Origin of the sequence: Shewanella profunda, from assembly GCF_023283765.1 — a bacterium.
Taxonomy (GTDB): domain Bacteria; phylum Pseudomonadota; class Gammaproteobacteria; order Enterobacterales; family Shewanellaceae; genus Shewanella; species Shewanella profunda.
The window spans coordinates 120930-135150 of sequence record NZ_JAKILG010000004.1 but is presented as its reverse complement, the minus strand read 5'-3'; the positions used below and the strand labels follow the sequence as shown (position 1 = coordinate 135150).

The window sequence follows — 14221 nt, the reverse complement described above, 5'->3', positions numbered from 1 at the left end:
GATAGCTGGTCGCCAAAAACAAACAGCAAATTAACGTTAATTTATTAATCCCTGCGGGAGTCTATCTCCTGCTGGAGATACCTCCCGTTATTTCTGGAGGTATCCATGAACAAATTCCAAGACTTTAAGTTGGTTTATCGTCAAGGTGGTCGTCGCTTAGAGCGTGTCTTTACGGACACTCTTTACGCGAATGTGAAGCGTGTCGCTGACTCGTTTCCTCCGACCGTTCTTTGGCGCATTCAGCCAGCGTAAAACTCGGAACCTTAAAGCTCGGCTTTGGCCGTGACCTTTCAATAACCCATGCGGGTACACTTCCCCGCACGGGGTAGGTGTACCCATTAACTTTGGAGTACACCTTATGAACCAAGTAGCTAAATTGGACCTCGCCCAAATCCGTCAACAAGCCATCAATGATGGTCTGCTGGTGGACCAATCTTCCATCGGTAAACAAGCTGGTTTCCTGACCAATGTGGCAGTGACCCCGGCAATTGTCGATGGAGTATTTGGTGCAGATGGTAAGCACTCGGTAGAAGACTTCCTTTTCATGTTTTTGCAGCTTTGTGTTGCTCAAACAAAGGTCGCTTTTACCGACAACAAGAATTGGGGAAAGATTCGTCTTTATTACCCCATGCCCACTGTAGATGGCTTTTTCAAACCCACTGAGGTTGTGATTAAGTCAGATCCTGTAACCGCAGATGTCACAATCATGATGGCCTCGGAAGAGGGCACTCATTTGTGCTTGTGATATTCACAAAATTCGCCTCCGTTTCGGGGGCGACCTTTTTAAACCCCTCGCCGGGGAGTTCTCCCCGGCTGGGGAGCCTCCTTGGCACATTCTCCCGGTGTCGGGGTTTCCTTAAAACCCTGGCGACGGGGGTTTAAGGAAGCCTCGATGCTGGGGTTCACGCTAAGGAGAAAACCTATGTCTTACTACAAAGCTGACACCGTTCGTGAAGCTGCAAACGGAAACTGGCTATTCATCCTGGCGGCCCTAGCGCCCCATCTTGAACCAGCTCTCCGTAAACCTGGTCGTCATGTTTCTTGTCCTATCCACGGCGGGAAAGATGGCTTCCGACTGTTCAAGGATGCCCACCTGACTGGTGGCGGCGTATGCAATACATGCGGTGCCAATCATGATGGTTTTGAGCTGCTGATGTGGCTCAATAACTGGGACTTTAAACAGTGCCTGAGCGAGGTTGGTGATTATCTGGGGGTTGAGAAAGAGCAACCCCAGTATCAACAAGCCGCTGCACCTACACGAGCTCCTGCCCAGACCAAAGCGCCTGTTCAGCAAGAGCCTATGAAGGTGAATAACAAGGTTCTCGATTCCAAGAATCGTAAAAAATCCATTGCCGGTACTCTGATTGCCCACGGTAAAGCTCCTTATGAGCATAACGAAGACAACGAGCTCAGCTACTTTGCCTTCATCCGTGACAAGAGCGGTTTGGAACGCACCATCTGGGGCGTGGATCTTGAAAGAGCCATTGGTGAAAGTGAAGCCAAGTATGGGGATGAGATCGTCATGACAAACCTCGGGCGCGAGCCTGTAACTGTCGTCGTTGAAGTTAAGGACGAGCAGGGGAATGTTGTGAGAGAACAACCTATGCAAACGCATCGCAACACCTGGCTGGTGGAACGTCGCGGCGCTACGGTAACGCAGTTCCGCGCTCGCTCGAACGGTGGTGTTGAGCCGGTGAGTCACCATGTTGAGTCGGCCCCTGTGGTCAACCGCACGGTAGAAGCTCCGGCACCGCAAGTACAACCTGCGGCCACACAACCGGAAGAGCAAAGCAGCGAAAACAAGCCGAAAGTTGTTCCGATGTTTCGTGAACAACCTAAGCCTTGGCTGCTTGAGCTCCAAGAAGAAATGGAGAAGAGAATGGAGCGCGAACGCGCTTACAGTGCTCGTCTCCGTGAGAAAATCGAGAAGGTATGGAACGAGTGTTTGCCGTTCTCCAGTCATGTGACTGAGCCAATGCGTCTGTACTTCAAAAACCGCGAGCTTCTGTTCAAGGTTGATGAAGTAGAAAAAACAGACTGTCTGCGGTTCAATCCGGCTATGGCCTACTACGACGAAGATGGCAATGAAGTTGGGAAATTCCCGGCTATCGTCTGCGCTATCCGAGATGTGGAAGGCAACCTGGTAACGCTCCACCGCACCTATCTCACCCAAAACGGTAAAAAAGCCAAGGTCGGCAACGCCAAAAAGATGATGCCCATTCCTGACGGTTTGGATGTCAATGGCGCGGCCATCCGCCTCGGTGAACCGACTGAGGGTATCCTGGGTGTTGCAGAAGGGCTGGAAACAGCCCTGTCAGCTTATCGAGTCACTCAAATCCCGGTTTGGTCAACGGTCAATGCGACCCTGATGGAGTCCTTCGAGGTTCCAGAAGGTGTTCACACCGTACTGATCTGGGCTGACAAAGATAAGTCTGTGACTGGTGAGAAGTCAGCGAACGTGCTGAAAGCCAAGCTGGAGAAGCGCGGCATTCGTGTGTACGTCCTGCTGCCTAAGCTCCCGATCCCGCCCAGAGCGAAAGGGATTGACTGGAACGATGTCCTGATGAGTCAGGGAAGCCTCGGTTTCCCGAATGCTCGCTACCTGCGCGATTTCATTGCGAGAAGGAGAGCTGAGTATGGCCGTCATTGATGTCTCGAAGGTTGATACAACGCCTGGTAATGACGCGGTGTGCCCCTTCTCTCCCCCTGAGGGGTGGGAGGGGGACTCTGCGGCCTACGTTGAGCTTATGCGGTCTCGGTATCGTCATTTGATGCACGGCCAGAGAATGATGGTGACAGCCTCCTTCGCAAGAAGGGAGCCGATCCAAGTTACTGGCCCGTTTGCTGATGAAGCGACGAAGATCATTAACTCAATGAAGATGAACAAGACGAAGCCAACAGCTTTGTCTGCCTAAAACTTTAACCCTGAGGGGGTGTTCATGCCCTCTCGGGCATGATTCGCCTCCTCTTTAACTATGGAGGTAATCATGAAAAAGTTTTTGCGTATTAAGACGTGGTTTGTGCGTCTTTTCTCTCCTGACAAGAAGACTCTGGGAGCTATCGGTGAAGACCTGCGTAAGGTCGCCGTAACAGCCATCGGTGTCGGTATTGTAGGATTGGCTGTATCTGGGGACACTATAACCGTCAAAGAAGCCGGTTTGGTGTTGGTAATTGGGGTTATCCTGTGGATCTATGGTATAATCTTAACCAAGGTCAGCAATTCCTAAGGGGGTCAAATGGACGCTTTCACATTAGGCATGTTGGGGTTGCTCATATTTTTCACTGTCGTCACTGGCGGCAGTCTGTATCTCTACCATGAGAGACAGAAAGAAAAAAAGCATCACAACGCCTAAGTAATAACCGCGAACATGAACCAAAGGGCCAGCAATAGCTGGCCTTTTTTTATGCCTAGCGTTTATTGGCGTTACATGTCACACTTGCTAAACGTGACATGTAACGATAATGGCGAAACCATGAGAATATCTGACGAGGACGCGACCGCAGCCAGCGTCTATCTTCTTCGATCTGTTTCCCGCCCCAAATTCTGGTTTGATACTCCTCGTGAACTCAAAGCGGAGGCCGTCGAGAAGTTAAACGAACTCAGCCAAGATGGGCAGTCTATTTCGTGGTGGGTAGGCAAGTACCTCAGCAGCGACCAGCAGGCCAAGTTAGCGACGTCTATCCGGCAGAGTCGCAGACGGGGAGCAGGGGCAGGAAAGAGCATTACCATCAGCGATAAAGCCCACCGTATCTTGAAGCGGTTATCAGAGGTTGATGATTGCAGCCTTTCAGACGTGATCGAGAAACGCCTGGCCCGAGCCTATAACCGATCATGGGATGATAAATAGACTGTCACCAGGGGTTGCATTTTAAAATCCCGTGATAGCATCTAAATGAACCCTAACGAATAGGGATGCTGGCGGCGATGCCGACCACTATCCCGGCAATGGAGAAATTCACCATGATGACATTGACTACTGTCTCGAAAAAAACCTCAAACAACTCAGCTCTGGTATTTTGGCGCGTTGGTACAAAACGGAAAGGCATCCTCGATGTCCGTATCGACTTTGATCACGAAGAGGCTGACTTATTGGCTGAGCTCGTCGCAATTCGCTACCTGGCTCTGGATAAGCAGGTGTTTTGCCGTGAACCTGGTGCCGGTTCGGGTTACAAGCTGGTGGTCTCTAAAGGCGCAATCAAGAAGCTGGCGCTGGGCAAATCCAGCAAGAAGTTTGCTTTCAAGTTTGCGGCTTGTCTCACTGGGCGTTTGAAAGGCGCAACCATTGAGGTGTCGCAGAGCATGGAGTTCATGGATGAGCCAGGGGAAGGGAATGTTGAGCTCCTCGATGTGGACAAACAGGCCTATACCCAGACCCATGACGAAATCTTTACACCAGCCATTGGCCCCGTCCTGGTGACTCAACATGCCATCGATCAGTATCAGGCCCGGATAACCTCTGGAGACCCCAAAAAACCGTGGGCCTCACTCGTTGGCCGCCTCCAGCATCCAGAGCTACAGGTCCAGCCTTTTGACGAGAAGGTGGCTCGCCATAAAGCCAGAAAGTATGGCCGCGTCGATAACGTGGAAGTCTGGGGCCACCGCGATTCCAAATTCAAGTACCTCATGGTGATCAACGATGACAACAAGAAGCGCGTTCTCGTGACCGTGTTTGAACGAAATGAATAATGTGTTGACCTAAAGCGGAATAAAAAAAGGAGCCTTAAGGTCTTTTTGTGGGATAGGAATAAAGTCTCATACTAAGTAATAAAGATTAATACTGAGTATTAAAGTTTCATACTGAAATGACAGCCATCACATAGGTAAGCTGCCATTTCAAAACCATTTATGCCCCATTATTAGCTAGACCAAATACTCTACCTTCAGTTTTTGCTGCAATTTTCAATTGCATATTCATGCACCTTTAATTTATCGCTCTTCAGCTAAAATTAATAAGGCCATTTCAGTAAGTAGTCATACAGGAGATAGCGTATGTGGACGAAGAAAGGTCATTTAACTGGGCAGAAAAAGCCCTTTAAGCTTGAGGATATCTGGCGTATCCGTACCAGGCTCGAAATCGAAGGTAATATTATGGAGTTGGCTCTGCTCAACCTCGCCATCGATTGTAAATTACGTTCATGTGATTTGCTCAGAATGAAAGTTCGAGATATTTCATCGGGTGGTGTTATTCAAAATAGAGTTCTTTATCAACAGAGTAAAACGGAACGTGAGGTTCAATTTGAAATAACTTCTCGTACAGCTCAATCATTAACACAGTATTTAATGCAAAGTGGCTTATCGTCATCAAGTTATATATTCCCTAGCCCTCGTAAGAACGGGAGACCTATGAGCTATAGCTGCTATGCAACTATAATTCGTCGCTGGGCGTCACAACTTGGTTATGACTATTACCTGTATGGTACTCACTCTATGCGAAGAACAAAGGCAACCTTGATCTATGCACGAACGAAAAACATCCGAGCCGTACAGCTATTGCTTGGTCACGCCAAGTTGGATAACACAATTCGTTATTTAGGGGTAGAGATGGAAGATGCCCTTAATATATCTGAGGATATAGAGTTGTAACATTATTGTGTTAAAGCCATGCGCATGAGCAGGTGGTAGATTGGATAATGAGCAAAATGGAGAGTTCGGGACTGCAAATTAGATAGCAAATTAAGGCAATTCGGTTTATATTAATCACAGTTTTGTCAATTTTATAAACCAAGCCATTGCTGAGAGGATACCATGTTTGCAGAGCGCCTAGAACGAGCCCGCAAGGCTGCCGGGCTATCAATGAATGCATTAGCCAGCGAAGTTGGCCTATCCGCTAACGCCATTAAAAAGTACGAACATGGCACGACTATGCCCTCTTCTTCAAATCTACTTAAGCTTGCAAAAGCGCTAGATGTGCGCAGCGAGTACTTCTTTCGGCCGACCAAGGTGAAGTTAGAGGGTGTTGAGTACCGCAAGCGTGCGAGCACACCAAAGAAAGTGTTAGACCGAATCAATGGTGACGTATTAGACCAAGCTGAACGCTGGCAGGAGCTCTTAGAGCTTTATCCGGACTCGGTAAAACCGATCCCTGAGTTTGCTCTACCTGATGAACTTCCAGAACAAATCTTTAGCTTAGAACAAGCGGAAGACTTGGCTATTCAGATGCGCCATGCTTGGGAGCTAGGGCTAAACCCTATTCACGATATGATCGATACCCTCGAAGCTAAGGGCGTGATGATTATTACCACGGATGTGGAAACAGATAAGAAGTTTGACGGTTTAGCGGGCAAGATTGGTAGCACTCCTGTAGTGGTGATCTCTACCGCCCAAAGTGGTGACCGTCAGCGCTTCACCTTGGCCCATGAACTTGGGCACTTAGTCGTGCATGGTCGTTTAGCTGAAGGGATTGATGAGGAGAAGGCTTGTAATGCCTTTGCTGGTGCATTTCTTTTACCTACCCAATCACTTATTGAACACTTGGGTGAAAAGCGCCGTCATATTGAACCGCGTGAATTACTGATGCTAAAGCACGAATACGGTATTAGCATGCTAGCGGCACTGTTTCGAGCTGGCCAATGTGGAATAATTACGCCTGCGACTCAGAAAAACCTATTTATGCTGTTTAGCAAAAATGGCTGGCGAACGGAGGAGCCAGGAAAAGCATACCCTCATGAATCGACTTATCTACATAAGCAGTTGGTATATCGTGCTTTAGGTGAAGAATACATAGGGGAGTCAAAAGCTGCAGAGTTACTTGGCATGTCTGTTTCTAGCTTTCGTAAAGAACGAAAGTTGGAGGTGCCGACTCAAGCACAGTTAGCTCAGGAGGCTAGCCGTGCAGCAGCTGCTAATTAGTGATGCCAATATCCTCATTGACATGGAAGAAGGTGGTTTACTGGAAGCAATGTTTCAGTTGCCCTATGACTTTGCAACGCCAGATATTCTTTTTGTTGAAGAACTTGAAGAAGATCATCCCCACCTTCTGGATTTAGGGTTAGCGCTAAAAGAGGTTTCTGCAGAATCAATGATGTATGCCATGCAGCTAACGGGGACCTATACCCAAGCGAGCCGAAACGATTGTTTTGCCCTTGCTTTAGCAAAGCAAGAACAGTGTCCTTTACTGACTGGTGATATGGCACTGAGAAAAGCAGCAGAAAAAGAAGCTGCCATTGTTAAAGGCACAGTTTGGCTAGTAAGCCAACTGGTGGTTCATCAGCAAATCAATACCGAACAAGCGCGAGCAGCCTATAAGCAGATGCAAGCCAATGGCAGGCGTCTACCTTGGCATATCGCAGAACAAGCTTTAGTAGAACTAGAGCAAGTAAATTAAGGGTATACGGATTTAATGGTTGATGGGGCACCTTTACCCCACCAACCTGATACCATTATCAGATGGTTGATAGATCGACTCCGTAGTTGAGTTCCTCTGCGAAGTCCGGCAGTCCGTAACCGATGGTTTTCTTGTAGAAAGGAGAGACCTTCGCAGTCGGTGCCTTCTTCTTGTGCTTCGTGGTGTAGAGCATTCGTGCCCGCATCACCTCGAAGGAGTAACCGCGCCCTTCACGGTTCTTGTCCTTGGCCAGTCGGTTGATGGACTCCGTGTAAGCGTTGGTGACGGGCATGTCCGTCTCGAAGTAGGTCATGGTCTCTTCGCGCCAGTTTCCCACTGCCCTGACCAGATCGCTCCAGACTTCCTTTTGGCCCTTCGGGATGGTGGCTATCCACTCGTCCAGGGCGGCTTCTGCCTGGAGCCGTGTGGTGGCGTCCCAGATGCCGTAGAAGCGCTCCTTGTGCTCGTAGGCGGCCAGCAGTTGCGGGAACGCGCCTGTCCAGGTCTCCATGATGAGGCGCTCCCGGTCTGAGACTTCGTGAGCGCGTTTCAGCAGGATTTTCCGGTCTACCTTGAGAGTCCGGCTCTGGGACGGTTTCAGCTCCTTTCTGAGGCCCTTGCGCACTCTCTCTAGGGCATCGTTGGCCATGCGCACCACATGGAACTTATCGACCACGATACGGGCCTGGGGCAGCACAGCCTTGACCGCTGCCCGGTAGGGGTTCCACATGTCCATGCTGACGATCTCGACCTTCTGCCGGTCTTTCAGCTTCATCAGGTAGTTGGTCACCACGTCCTGGCGGCGGGTGGCCAGCAGGTCGAGCAGGGTTCGCTCCTCAATGTTGGTCAGAATGCAGCGGTAGCGCTTGTTCAGGTATAGCTCGTCAATGCCCAGGATGCGGGGCGTCTCGAAGCGGTGCCAGCGCCCCAGGAACTCGGCGCGGGCGTTGAAGATGTCGCGCACCGTCTTCTCGTCCAGGCCGGTCTGTGCCGCCACAAAGGTGTAGGGGTGGTTGAAGGATTCCTTCTCCACGTACTCATGCAGCCGCAGTGTCATACGGAATCCGTCCACCATCTCCGGTAGCTGGGGCCTGAATGTTGTCTTGCAGGCCCGGCAGGTGTATCGGCGGCGGACCACCCAGAGAGTGACCCGCTTGCCGTGGATGGGCAGATCACGATAGGGAACGTCACGCTTGCCGAACCGCACGAACTCACCCTGCACGCCGCACCCCTCGCAGGCTACTGGTGTAGGTGCTTCAAGCCGAAAATGTATGTCTTCATTCTGCTCATCAGAATCCACCAACTGGTACCCAGGAAGGCTTAACGAATTAATCATCTCCCGCCTTGATCAGAAAAACAGGTAGGTGGCGTAACCGGCAATCATCGCCATAGCAAAAATGACTGCTAAAAACGCCGCTAAAAGCTTCAGCGTGAACAAAGAGCGCAACAGAATGAGCTCAGTCAGGCTGGCTCCGGCACTGCCGATGATCAACGCTAGCACCGTCCCGGCACCCACGCCTTTGGCCATCAGAGCCGCTGCCAGAGGTATGACGGCTTCAGCGCGAATATACAACGGCACGCCGATGACAGCGGCAACTGGAATGGCAAAGGGATTATCTGGGCCTGCATACTGCTCCAATAAGTCAGTGGGCATGAAACCATAGATCACGCTGCCAATCGCAATACCGATGAGCAGGTAAGGCAACACATCGATAAAGTCCGACCAAGCTTCCCGCCACACACCACTGTACTTCCCTTCTTTCTTAACCGTGACAGTGGGTTGACTGTCACAGCATTCGCTAGACGTAGAGACTGTTGTCTTCCTATCAGCCCCGCAAGAAGCCGTCTTCGGAGTGGTGTCGCAGCTGTTGGTGCCGCAACTCGATGCGGTCGATGTAGCACTGCACGGGCTTGCTGATGAACTACATCCACTGCTCTCTTGTGTCGCCGTCCGGCGCACATAACGCTCGAAGCCAAGCGTGTGAAGCAGCCATCCGGCACCTACCGCGACCACCAAAGCGGCGAGCACATAGATAGCAGTAAGTGTCCATCCAAACGTGGCAACCAGCAGGCCGACGACGATAGGATTCAGCAACGGAGATGAGAAAAGAAACACCATCATCGGCCCAAAACCGGCCCGTGCCCGAATCAACCCTTTCAACATGGGGATAGTCGAGCAACTACAGAAGGGCGTTATAGCTCCTAAACCAGCAGCAAGAAAATAGCCTCGCTTCCCACTGGAAGTCAGTAACGCTTCCACCTTGGATGGTGGGATGTGACGTTGAAGAACTCCGACCAGCAAGCTAATGCCAATGAATAAAACCGATAGCTCGATAGCGAGAAAGGCGAACATGCCTAGAGCGTCTTGGAGTTGAGATGACATTCAATATTACTCCTATATTTCTAGTATTGTCGAAATGATGTACGCAGCCTACTTGCGTTTATCCGACCTGTCAACTATAATTCTAGAAACATCGAATTATTGGGGCGTGCTATGGATCACGAAAAGGTTGCAGCCAGCTTAGCTGAGCTAGGGAATAGTCACCGACTGTCCGTGTTCCGCTTTCTGGTCAAAGCTGGCCATGATGGGGCTTCGGTCGGAGATATCCAGAAGGGGCTGGGTATTCCTGCTTCGACGCTATCACATCACCTTGCGCGCATGGCCAAGGTAGGGCTGATCCGGCAGGAGAAACATAGCCGCACGATTGTCTGTATACCCGAGTATGGGCACCTAGAGAATTTGATCGGTTTCTTACAAGAGGAATGTTGTGCAGGTGTCCGGATTGCGCATGAACCAGAACCGCTTTGACGCTTGCCCAGCTCTCGCTGTCCTCCCTAGTCAGCATCGCTATGAAGACTCAGGCGAAGGTGGAAACAGAAAATTGGCAGTAGAGTAGGCTGAAGAGGATCAATCAGATAATCCGCTGAGAAAGATTTTCTTCTTTACATCTTTGGCATTTTATCAACCAGAAATTCCGGATACCCTAAATTAATAATTAATAGGTTGCCCTCATAAAGTGCAATTTAGAACGATCAGGAATTCTAATAATGACAAGTTTACAACAACGTGCCGAACTTCAACGCCAAATATGGGCGATTGCCAACGATGTAAGAGGCTCAGTGGATGGTTGGGATTTTAAACAATATGTACTGGGTACGCTGTTCTACCGCTTTATCAGTGAAAACTTTGTCAACTACATCACAGGTGGTGATGAGAGCGTTAATTATGCGGCCATGCCTGACGATGACGAAAACATCAAGTTTGCGAAAGAAGATGCCATTAAAACCAAAGGTTATTTTCTTTATCCTAGCCAGTTGTTTAGTAATCTGGCGGCTAATGCACACAAAAACGAAAATTTAAATACGGATTTAGCAGCAATTTTTGCTGCAATCGAAAACTCAGCCAACGGCTATGAGTCAGAGAAAGACATCAAAGGCTTGTTTGCCGATTTTGATACCACCAGTAATCGCTTAGGTAATACGGTAGAAGCAAAAAACAAACGCCTAGCCACTGTGTTAAAAGGCGTGGCTGGTTTAAACATTAATCAGTTTGAAGATAACGAAAACGACTTGTTTGGTGATGCCTACGAATTCCTGATTTCAAACTATGCCGCCAATGCCGGTAAATCCGGTGGCGAGTTTTTCACGCCTCAGCACGTCTCAAAATTAATCGCGCAGCTGGCCATGCATGGCCAAACCAGTGTCAATAAAATCTATGACCCTGCGGCAGGTTCAGGCTCGTTGCTGTTACAAGCCAAAAAGCACTTCGATGCGCATATCATTGAAGATGGTTTTTTTGGCCAAGAGCTCAACCACACCACCTACAACTTAGCGCGTATGAACATGTTTTTGCACAACATTAACTACGACAAGTTTAATATTCAGTTGGGTGATACCTTAACCGAACCGCACTTTTTAGACGACAAGCCGTTTGATGCCATTGTCTCTAACCCGCCTTATTCGGTGAAATGGATTGGTAGCGATGACCCAACTCTAATCAACGATGACCGCTTTGCACCCGCAGGTGTGCTGGCGCCTAAATCAAAAGCCGACTTTGCCTTTGTGCTGCATGCACTGAGTTACCTATCAAGCAAAGGCCGCGCAGCCATTGTTTGCTTCCCCGGTATTTTTTACCGTGGTGGTGCTGAGCAAAAAATTCGTCAATACCTTGTAGATAATAACTACGTTGAAACCGTGATTTCATTGGCACCAAACCTGTTTTTTGGCACCACCATTGCGGTGAATATCTTAGTGCTGTCTAAACACAAAACCGACACCACCACCCAGTTTATTGATGCCAGTGGCCTGTTTAAAAAAGAAACCAATAACAACACCCTAAGCAATGAGCACATTGAGCAGATCATCAAGGTGTTTGCCAACAAAGAAAACGTAGATCACTTTGCTAAATCCGTTGATTTGGATGTTATCGCAGGCAACAGCTACAACCTTTCGGTGAGCAGTTATGTAGAAGCGAAAGATAATCGCGAGTTAGTGGATATTACAGAGCTTAATGCCGAGCTTAAAACCACCGTTGCTAAAATTGATGCGCTTCGCCGTGATATTGACGCCATTGTAGCGGAAATTGAGGCTGAGGAGATTGAGGCATGAGTCAGTTGAACTATTTAGAGAAACTGCTGGATGGGGTAGATGTTGAGTGGAAACCATTAGATGACATTTCTGTAAAGATTTCTTCTGGTGGTACACCAAAAACAGGTGTTGCCGAATTTTATGATGGTGATATTCCTTGGCTGCGTACTCAAGAAGTTAATTTTGATGAAATCTGGGATACTGGCGTAAAAATTACTGAAGCTGGAGTTGATAACTCAAGCGCAAAATGGATTCCTGCAAATTGCGTTATTGTAGCTATGTATGGAGCAACGGTTGGGAAAATTGGCATTAACAAAATTCCTATGACCACAAATCAAGCATGCGCGAACATACAACTAGATGGGAATATAGCTAATTACCGATATGTGTTTCATTTTTTATTAAGCCAATATGAATATATAAAGTCACTCGGGTCTGGCTCGCAGACCAATATTAATGCGGGAATAGTAAAAAAACTTGTAGTCCCCATCCCATGCCCAGATAACCCAGAAAAATCGCTGGCAATACAAGCTGAAATAGTGCGTATTCTGGACGCATTTACCGCCATGACCGCCGAGCTGACCGCCGAGCTTAACATGCGTAAAAAACAATACAACTACTACCGCGACAAGTTGCTAAGTTTTGAAGAGGGTGACGTTGAGTGGAGGGCTTTGAGTGAAATAGCCGAGTATTCAAAGGCTCGTATTAGTTACACAGAACTAGATGACAGCAATTACGTTGGTGTTGAAAGCTTACTTCAGAATCGAGCTGGTAAAATAGACTCCACTCGAACCCCTGATAGTGGAAATCTTACACAATACAATCCTGATGATATCTTAATTGGGAATATACGTCCTTATTTGAAGAAGATATGGCATGCAGATCGAGTTGGCGGCACGAATGGCGATGTTCTTGTTGTTCAGACGACTGATACAGCTATAAATCCACGATATTTGTATCAAGTTTTAGCTGATGACAAGTTTTTTGAATACAACATGCAACATGCAAAAGGCGCAAAAATGCCACGAGGAAATAAGCCAAAAATCATGGAGTATTTGGTTCCTATTCCATTTGCTAGCAATAGAGAAAAATCTCTTTCGGAACAAGAACGAATCGTTACTATTCTCGACAAATTTGACACTCTAACGAGCTCCATTACCGAAGGTCTGCCCCGCGAAATCGATCTGCGCCAGAAGCAATACGAATATTACCGAGATTTGCTGCTGAGCTTCCCTAAACCTCATTCAGATGAGGCAGCTTAATGGCCTATCAACCACCTTTTACCATCACCACCGATATTTTGAACTTGGTGGCGCAAATCAGCCAGCAGGTGGGTGAATTAAACGCCAGCCAGCTCAATGCCTCGCCGCAACTGCGCAAGCAAAACCGCATTAAAACCATTACCGGCACGCTGGCGATTGAAGGCAATACGTTAACCGAAGAGCAAATCACCGCCATTGTTGAAGGTAAGCCCGTGCTGGGTAGCGTACGCGAGCTGGCCGAGGTAAAAGGTGCAATTGCCGCTTATGATGCACTTCCTACCTTTACACCTAGCGCCATTGACGATTTACTCACAGCTCACGGTTTAATGCTGTCAGATATTCTTGTAAATGCCGGTGAGTTTCGCAGTAAAGGCGTGGGTATCGATAAAGGTGGTGTGGTGCACCATGTTGCGCCGCCTGCGCATCAGGTATCCGGTTTAATGGCTGATTTAATCCAATGGCTTAAGCAAACAAAAGATCACCCATTGATCGCCAGTTGTGTATTCCATTACGAATTTGAGTTTATTCACCCCTTTGCCGATGGTAACGGCCGAATGGGGCGGTTATGGCAAACGCTGATTTTGTCCAAGTGGCATCCGTTGTTTTTATCTTTGCCGCTAGAAAGTGTGATTAAAGACCATCAGCAAGCCTATTATCACGCCCTTGAGCAGGCTGATAACCAAGCAGACAGTACGCCGTTTATTCATTTTATGTTGTCGGTCATTCAGCAAACGCTAGCACAAAACGCCTCTGTAAACGCCCCTCTAAAGGAAGGTAAAAACGCCCCTGTAAATACCCTTATCAATGTAACGGGCCTTAAAACGCCTGAAGCTATTTTAGCATTGCTCAGTAACACGCCCGAGCTAACCCGACAACAACTCGCTGATACCTTGAATAAAGACGTTAGAACCATTGGTCGCGCCATTAGCAAACTACAAAAAGAAGGCAGGTTAACTCGGGTAGGTTCAGATAAAACCGGCCATTGGCAAGTCACTGAATAATGCGATGCAGTGGCTGGTTCCATTTTGGAAAACACCACGGCTAACA

16 protein-coding genes are annotated in these 14221 nt (G+C 48.4%); 14 read left to right on the top strand and 2 right to left on the bottom strand.

The genetic code is table 11. The features are described from left to right. Nucleotides 1-105: 105 nt before the first annotated feature. The 10 genes from L2744_RS03710 (at nt 106) to L2744_RS03660 (ending at nt 7325) form a co-directional block, all read left to right on the top strand. Nucleotides 106-252, top strand: a complete 147-nt coding sequence (locus L2744_RS03710; protein ID WP_001032043.1) for a hypothetical protein — start codon at nt 106-108, stop codon at nt 250-252. A 106-nt stretch (nt 253-358) separates the two neighbouring features. Then, complete coding sequence (locus L2744_RS03705; protein ID WP_001077337.1) at nt 359-745, top strand: hypothetical protein; 387 nt, start codon at nt 359-361, stop codon at nt 743-745. Between the two features lie 177 nt (nt 746-922). Continuing rightward, on the top strand, nt 923-2650 hold the full coding sequence (locus L2744_RS03700; RefSeq protein ID WP_161647193.1) for a DUF7146 domain-containing protein: 1728 nt from the start codon (nt 923-925) through the stop codon (nt 2648-2650). Then, nucleotides 2637-2915 (top strand): hypothetical protein, encoded by a 279-nt coding sequence (locus tag L2744_RS03695; protein ID WP_000268338.1) that lies wholly within the window; start codon nt 2637-2639, stop codon nt 2913-2915. The genes L2744_RS03700 and L2744_RS03695 overlap by 14 nt, the downstream gene beginning before the upstream one ends. A gap of 72 nt (nt 2916-2987) precedes the next feature. Further along, nucleotides 2988-3227: a permease gene (locus L2744_RS03690; RefSeq protein ID WP_000714162.1), complete on the top strand. Its 240-nt coding sequence runs from the start codon at nt 2988-2990 to the stop codon at nt 3225-3227. Nucleotides 3228-3473: 246 nt separating this feature from the next. Beyond that, nucleotides 3474-3848 (top strand): hypothetical protein, encoded by a 375-nt coding sequence (locus L2744_RS03680; protein WP_248990702.1) that lies wholly within the window; start codon nt 3474-3476, stop codon nt 3846-3848. 65 nt (nt 3849-3913) lie between these two features. Next, a complete protein-coding gene (locus L2744_RS03675; protein WP_345876113.1) occupies nt 3914-4687 on the top strand; it encodes a hypothetical protein in 774 nt (257 codons plus the stop codon). Nucleotides 4688-4990: 303 nt separating this feature from the next. Beyond that, nucleotides 4991-5584 carry a tyrosine-type recombinase/integrase gene (locus L2744_RS03670; RefSeq protein ID WP_011637411.1) on the top strand — a complete coding sequence of 198 codons (594 nt, stop codon included), beginning with the start codon at nt 4991-4993 and terminating at the stop codon, nt 5582-5584. A 162-nt stretch (nt 5585-5746) separates the two neighbouring features. Beyond that, entirely contained in the window at nt 5747-6850 is a 1104-nt protein-coding gene (locus tag L2744_RS03665; RefSeq protein WP_188925717.1) for a helix-turn-helix domain-containing protein, read from the top strand. Beyond that, a complete protein-coding gene (locus L2744_RS03660) occupies nt 6831-7325 on the top strand; it encodes a PIN domain-containing protein (protein WP_011637413.1) in 495 nt (164 codons plus the stop codon). Before L2744_RS03665 ends, L2744_RS03660 begins: the two co-directional genes overlap by 20 nt. Before the next feature lie 58 nt (nt 7326-7383). On the opposite strand, the gene L2744_RS03655 is transcribed toward L2744_RS03660, so the two are convergent. Then, complete coding sequence (locus L2744_RS03655; RefSeq protein ID WP_248990701.1) at nt 7384-8661, bottom strand: ISL3 family transposase; 1278 nt, start codon at nt 8659-8661, stop codon at nt 7384-7386. Between the two features lie 12 nt (nt 8662-8673). Then, nucleotides 8674-9708, bottom strand: a complete 1035-nt coding sequence (locus L2744_RS03650; protein WP_000098298.1) for a permease — start codon at nt 9706-9708, stop codon at nt 8674-8676. A 111-nt stretch (nt 9709-9819) separates the two neighbouring features. On the opposite strand from L2744_RS03650, the gene L2744_RS03645 reads away from it, so the two are divergent. The 4 genes from L2744_RS03645 (at nt 9820) to L2744_RS03630 (ending at nt 14175) form a co-directional block, all read left to right on the top strand. Beyond that, nucleotides 9820-10134: an ArsR/SmtB family transcription factor gene (locus tag L2744_RS03645; RefSeq protein ID WP_000349485.1), complete on the top strand. Its 315-nt coding sequence runs from the start codon at nt 9820-9822 to the stop codon at nt 10132-10134. 239 nt (nt 10135-10373) lie between these two features. Next, the gene (locus L2744_RS03640) at nt 10374-11933 is read left to right on the top strand and encodes a type I restriction-modification system subunit M (RefSeq protein WP_248990700.1); all 1560 of its coding nucleotides are present in this window, start codon (nt 10374-10376) and stop codon (nt 11931-11933) included. Then, complete coding sequence (locus tag L2744_RS03635; protein WP_248990699.1) at nt 11930-13174, top strand: restriction endonuclease subunit S; 1245 nt, start codon at nt 11930-11932, stop codon at nt 13172-13174. The genes L2744_RS03640 and L2744_RS03635 overlap by 4 nt, the downstream gene beginning before the upstream one ends. After that, complete coding sequence (locus tag L2744_RS03630) at nt 13174-14175, top strand: Fic family protein (RefSeq protein ID WP_248990698.1); 1002 nt, start codon at nt 13174-13176, stop codon at nt 14173-14175. The genes L2744_RS03635 and L2744_RS03630 overlap by 1 nt, the downstream gene beginning before the upstream one ends. The last annotated feature ends 46 nt before the right edge of the window (nt 14176-14221 follow it).

Coding starts and splice junctions, on each gene's coding strand:
- L2744_RS03710 (WP_001032043.1), top strand. CDS start 106: ATGAACAAATTCCAAGACTTTAAGTTGGTTTATCGTCAAGGTGGTCGT.
- L2744_RS03705 (WP_001077337.1), top strand. CDS start 359: ATGAACCAAGTAGCTAAATTGGACCTCGCCCAAATCCGTCAACAAGCC.
- L2744_RS03700 (WP_161647193.1), top strand. CDS start 923: ATGTCTTACTACAAAGCTGACACCGTTCGTGAAGCTGCAAACGGAAAC.
- L2744_RS03695 (WP_000268338.1), top strand. CDS start 2,637: ATGGCCGTCATTGATGTCTCGAAGGTTGATACAACGCCTGGTAATGAC.
- L2744_RS03690 (WP_000714162.1), top strand. CDS start 2,988: ATGAAAAAGTTTTTGCGTATTAAGACGTGGTTTGTGCGTCTTTTCTCT.
- L2744_RS03680 (WP_248990702.1), top strand. CDS start 3,474: ATGAGAATATCTGACGAGGACGCGACCGCAGCCAGCGTCTATCTTCTT.
- L2744_RS03675 (WP_345876113.1), top strand. CDS start 3,914: ATGCTGGCGGCGATGCCGACCACTATCCCGGCAATGGAGAAATTCACC.
- L2744_RS03670 (WP_011637411.1), top strand. CDS start 4,991: ATGTGGACGAAGAAAGGTCATTTAACTGGGCAGAAAAAGCCCTTTAAG.
- L2744_RS03665 (WP_188925717.1), top strand. CDS start 5,747: ATGTTTGCAGAGCGCCTAGAACGAGCCCGCAAGGCTGCCGGGCTATCA.
- L2744_RS03655 (WP_248990701.1), bottom strand. CDS start 8,661: ATGATTAATTCGTTAAGCCTTCCTGGGTACCAGTTGGTGGATTCTGAT.
- L2744_RS03650 (WP_000098298.1), bottom strand. CDS start 9,708: ATGTCATCTCAACTCCAAGACGCTCTAGGCATGTTCGCCTTTCTCGCT.
- L2744_RS03645 (WP_000349485.1), top strand. CDS start 9,820: ATGGATCACGAAAAGGTTGCAGCCAGCTTAGCTGAGCTAGGGAATAGT.
- L2744_RS03640 (WP_248990700.1), top strand. CDS start 10,374: ATGACAAGTTTACAACAACGTGCCGAACTTCAACGCCAAATATGGGCG.
- L2744_RS03635 (WP_248990699.1), top strand. CDS start 11,930: ATGAGTCAGTTGAACTATTTAGAGAAACTGCTGGATGGGGTAGATGTT.
- L2744_RS03630 (WP_248990698.1), top strand. CDS start 13,174: ATGGCCTATCAACCACCTTTTACCATCACCACCGATATTTTGAACTTG.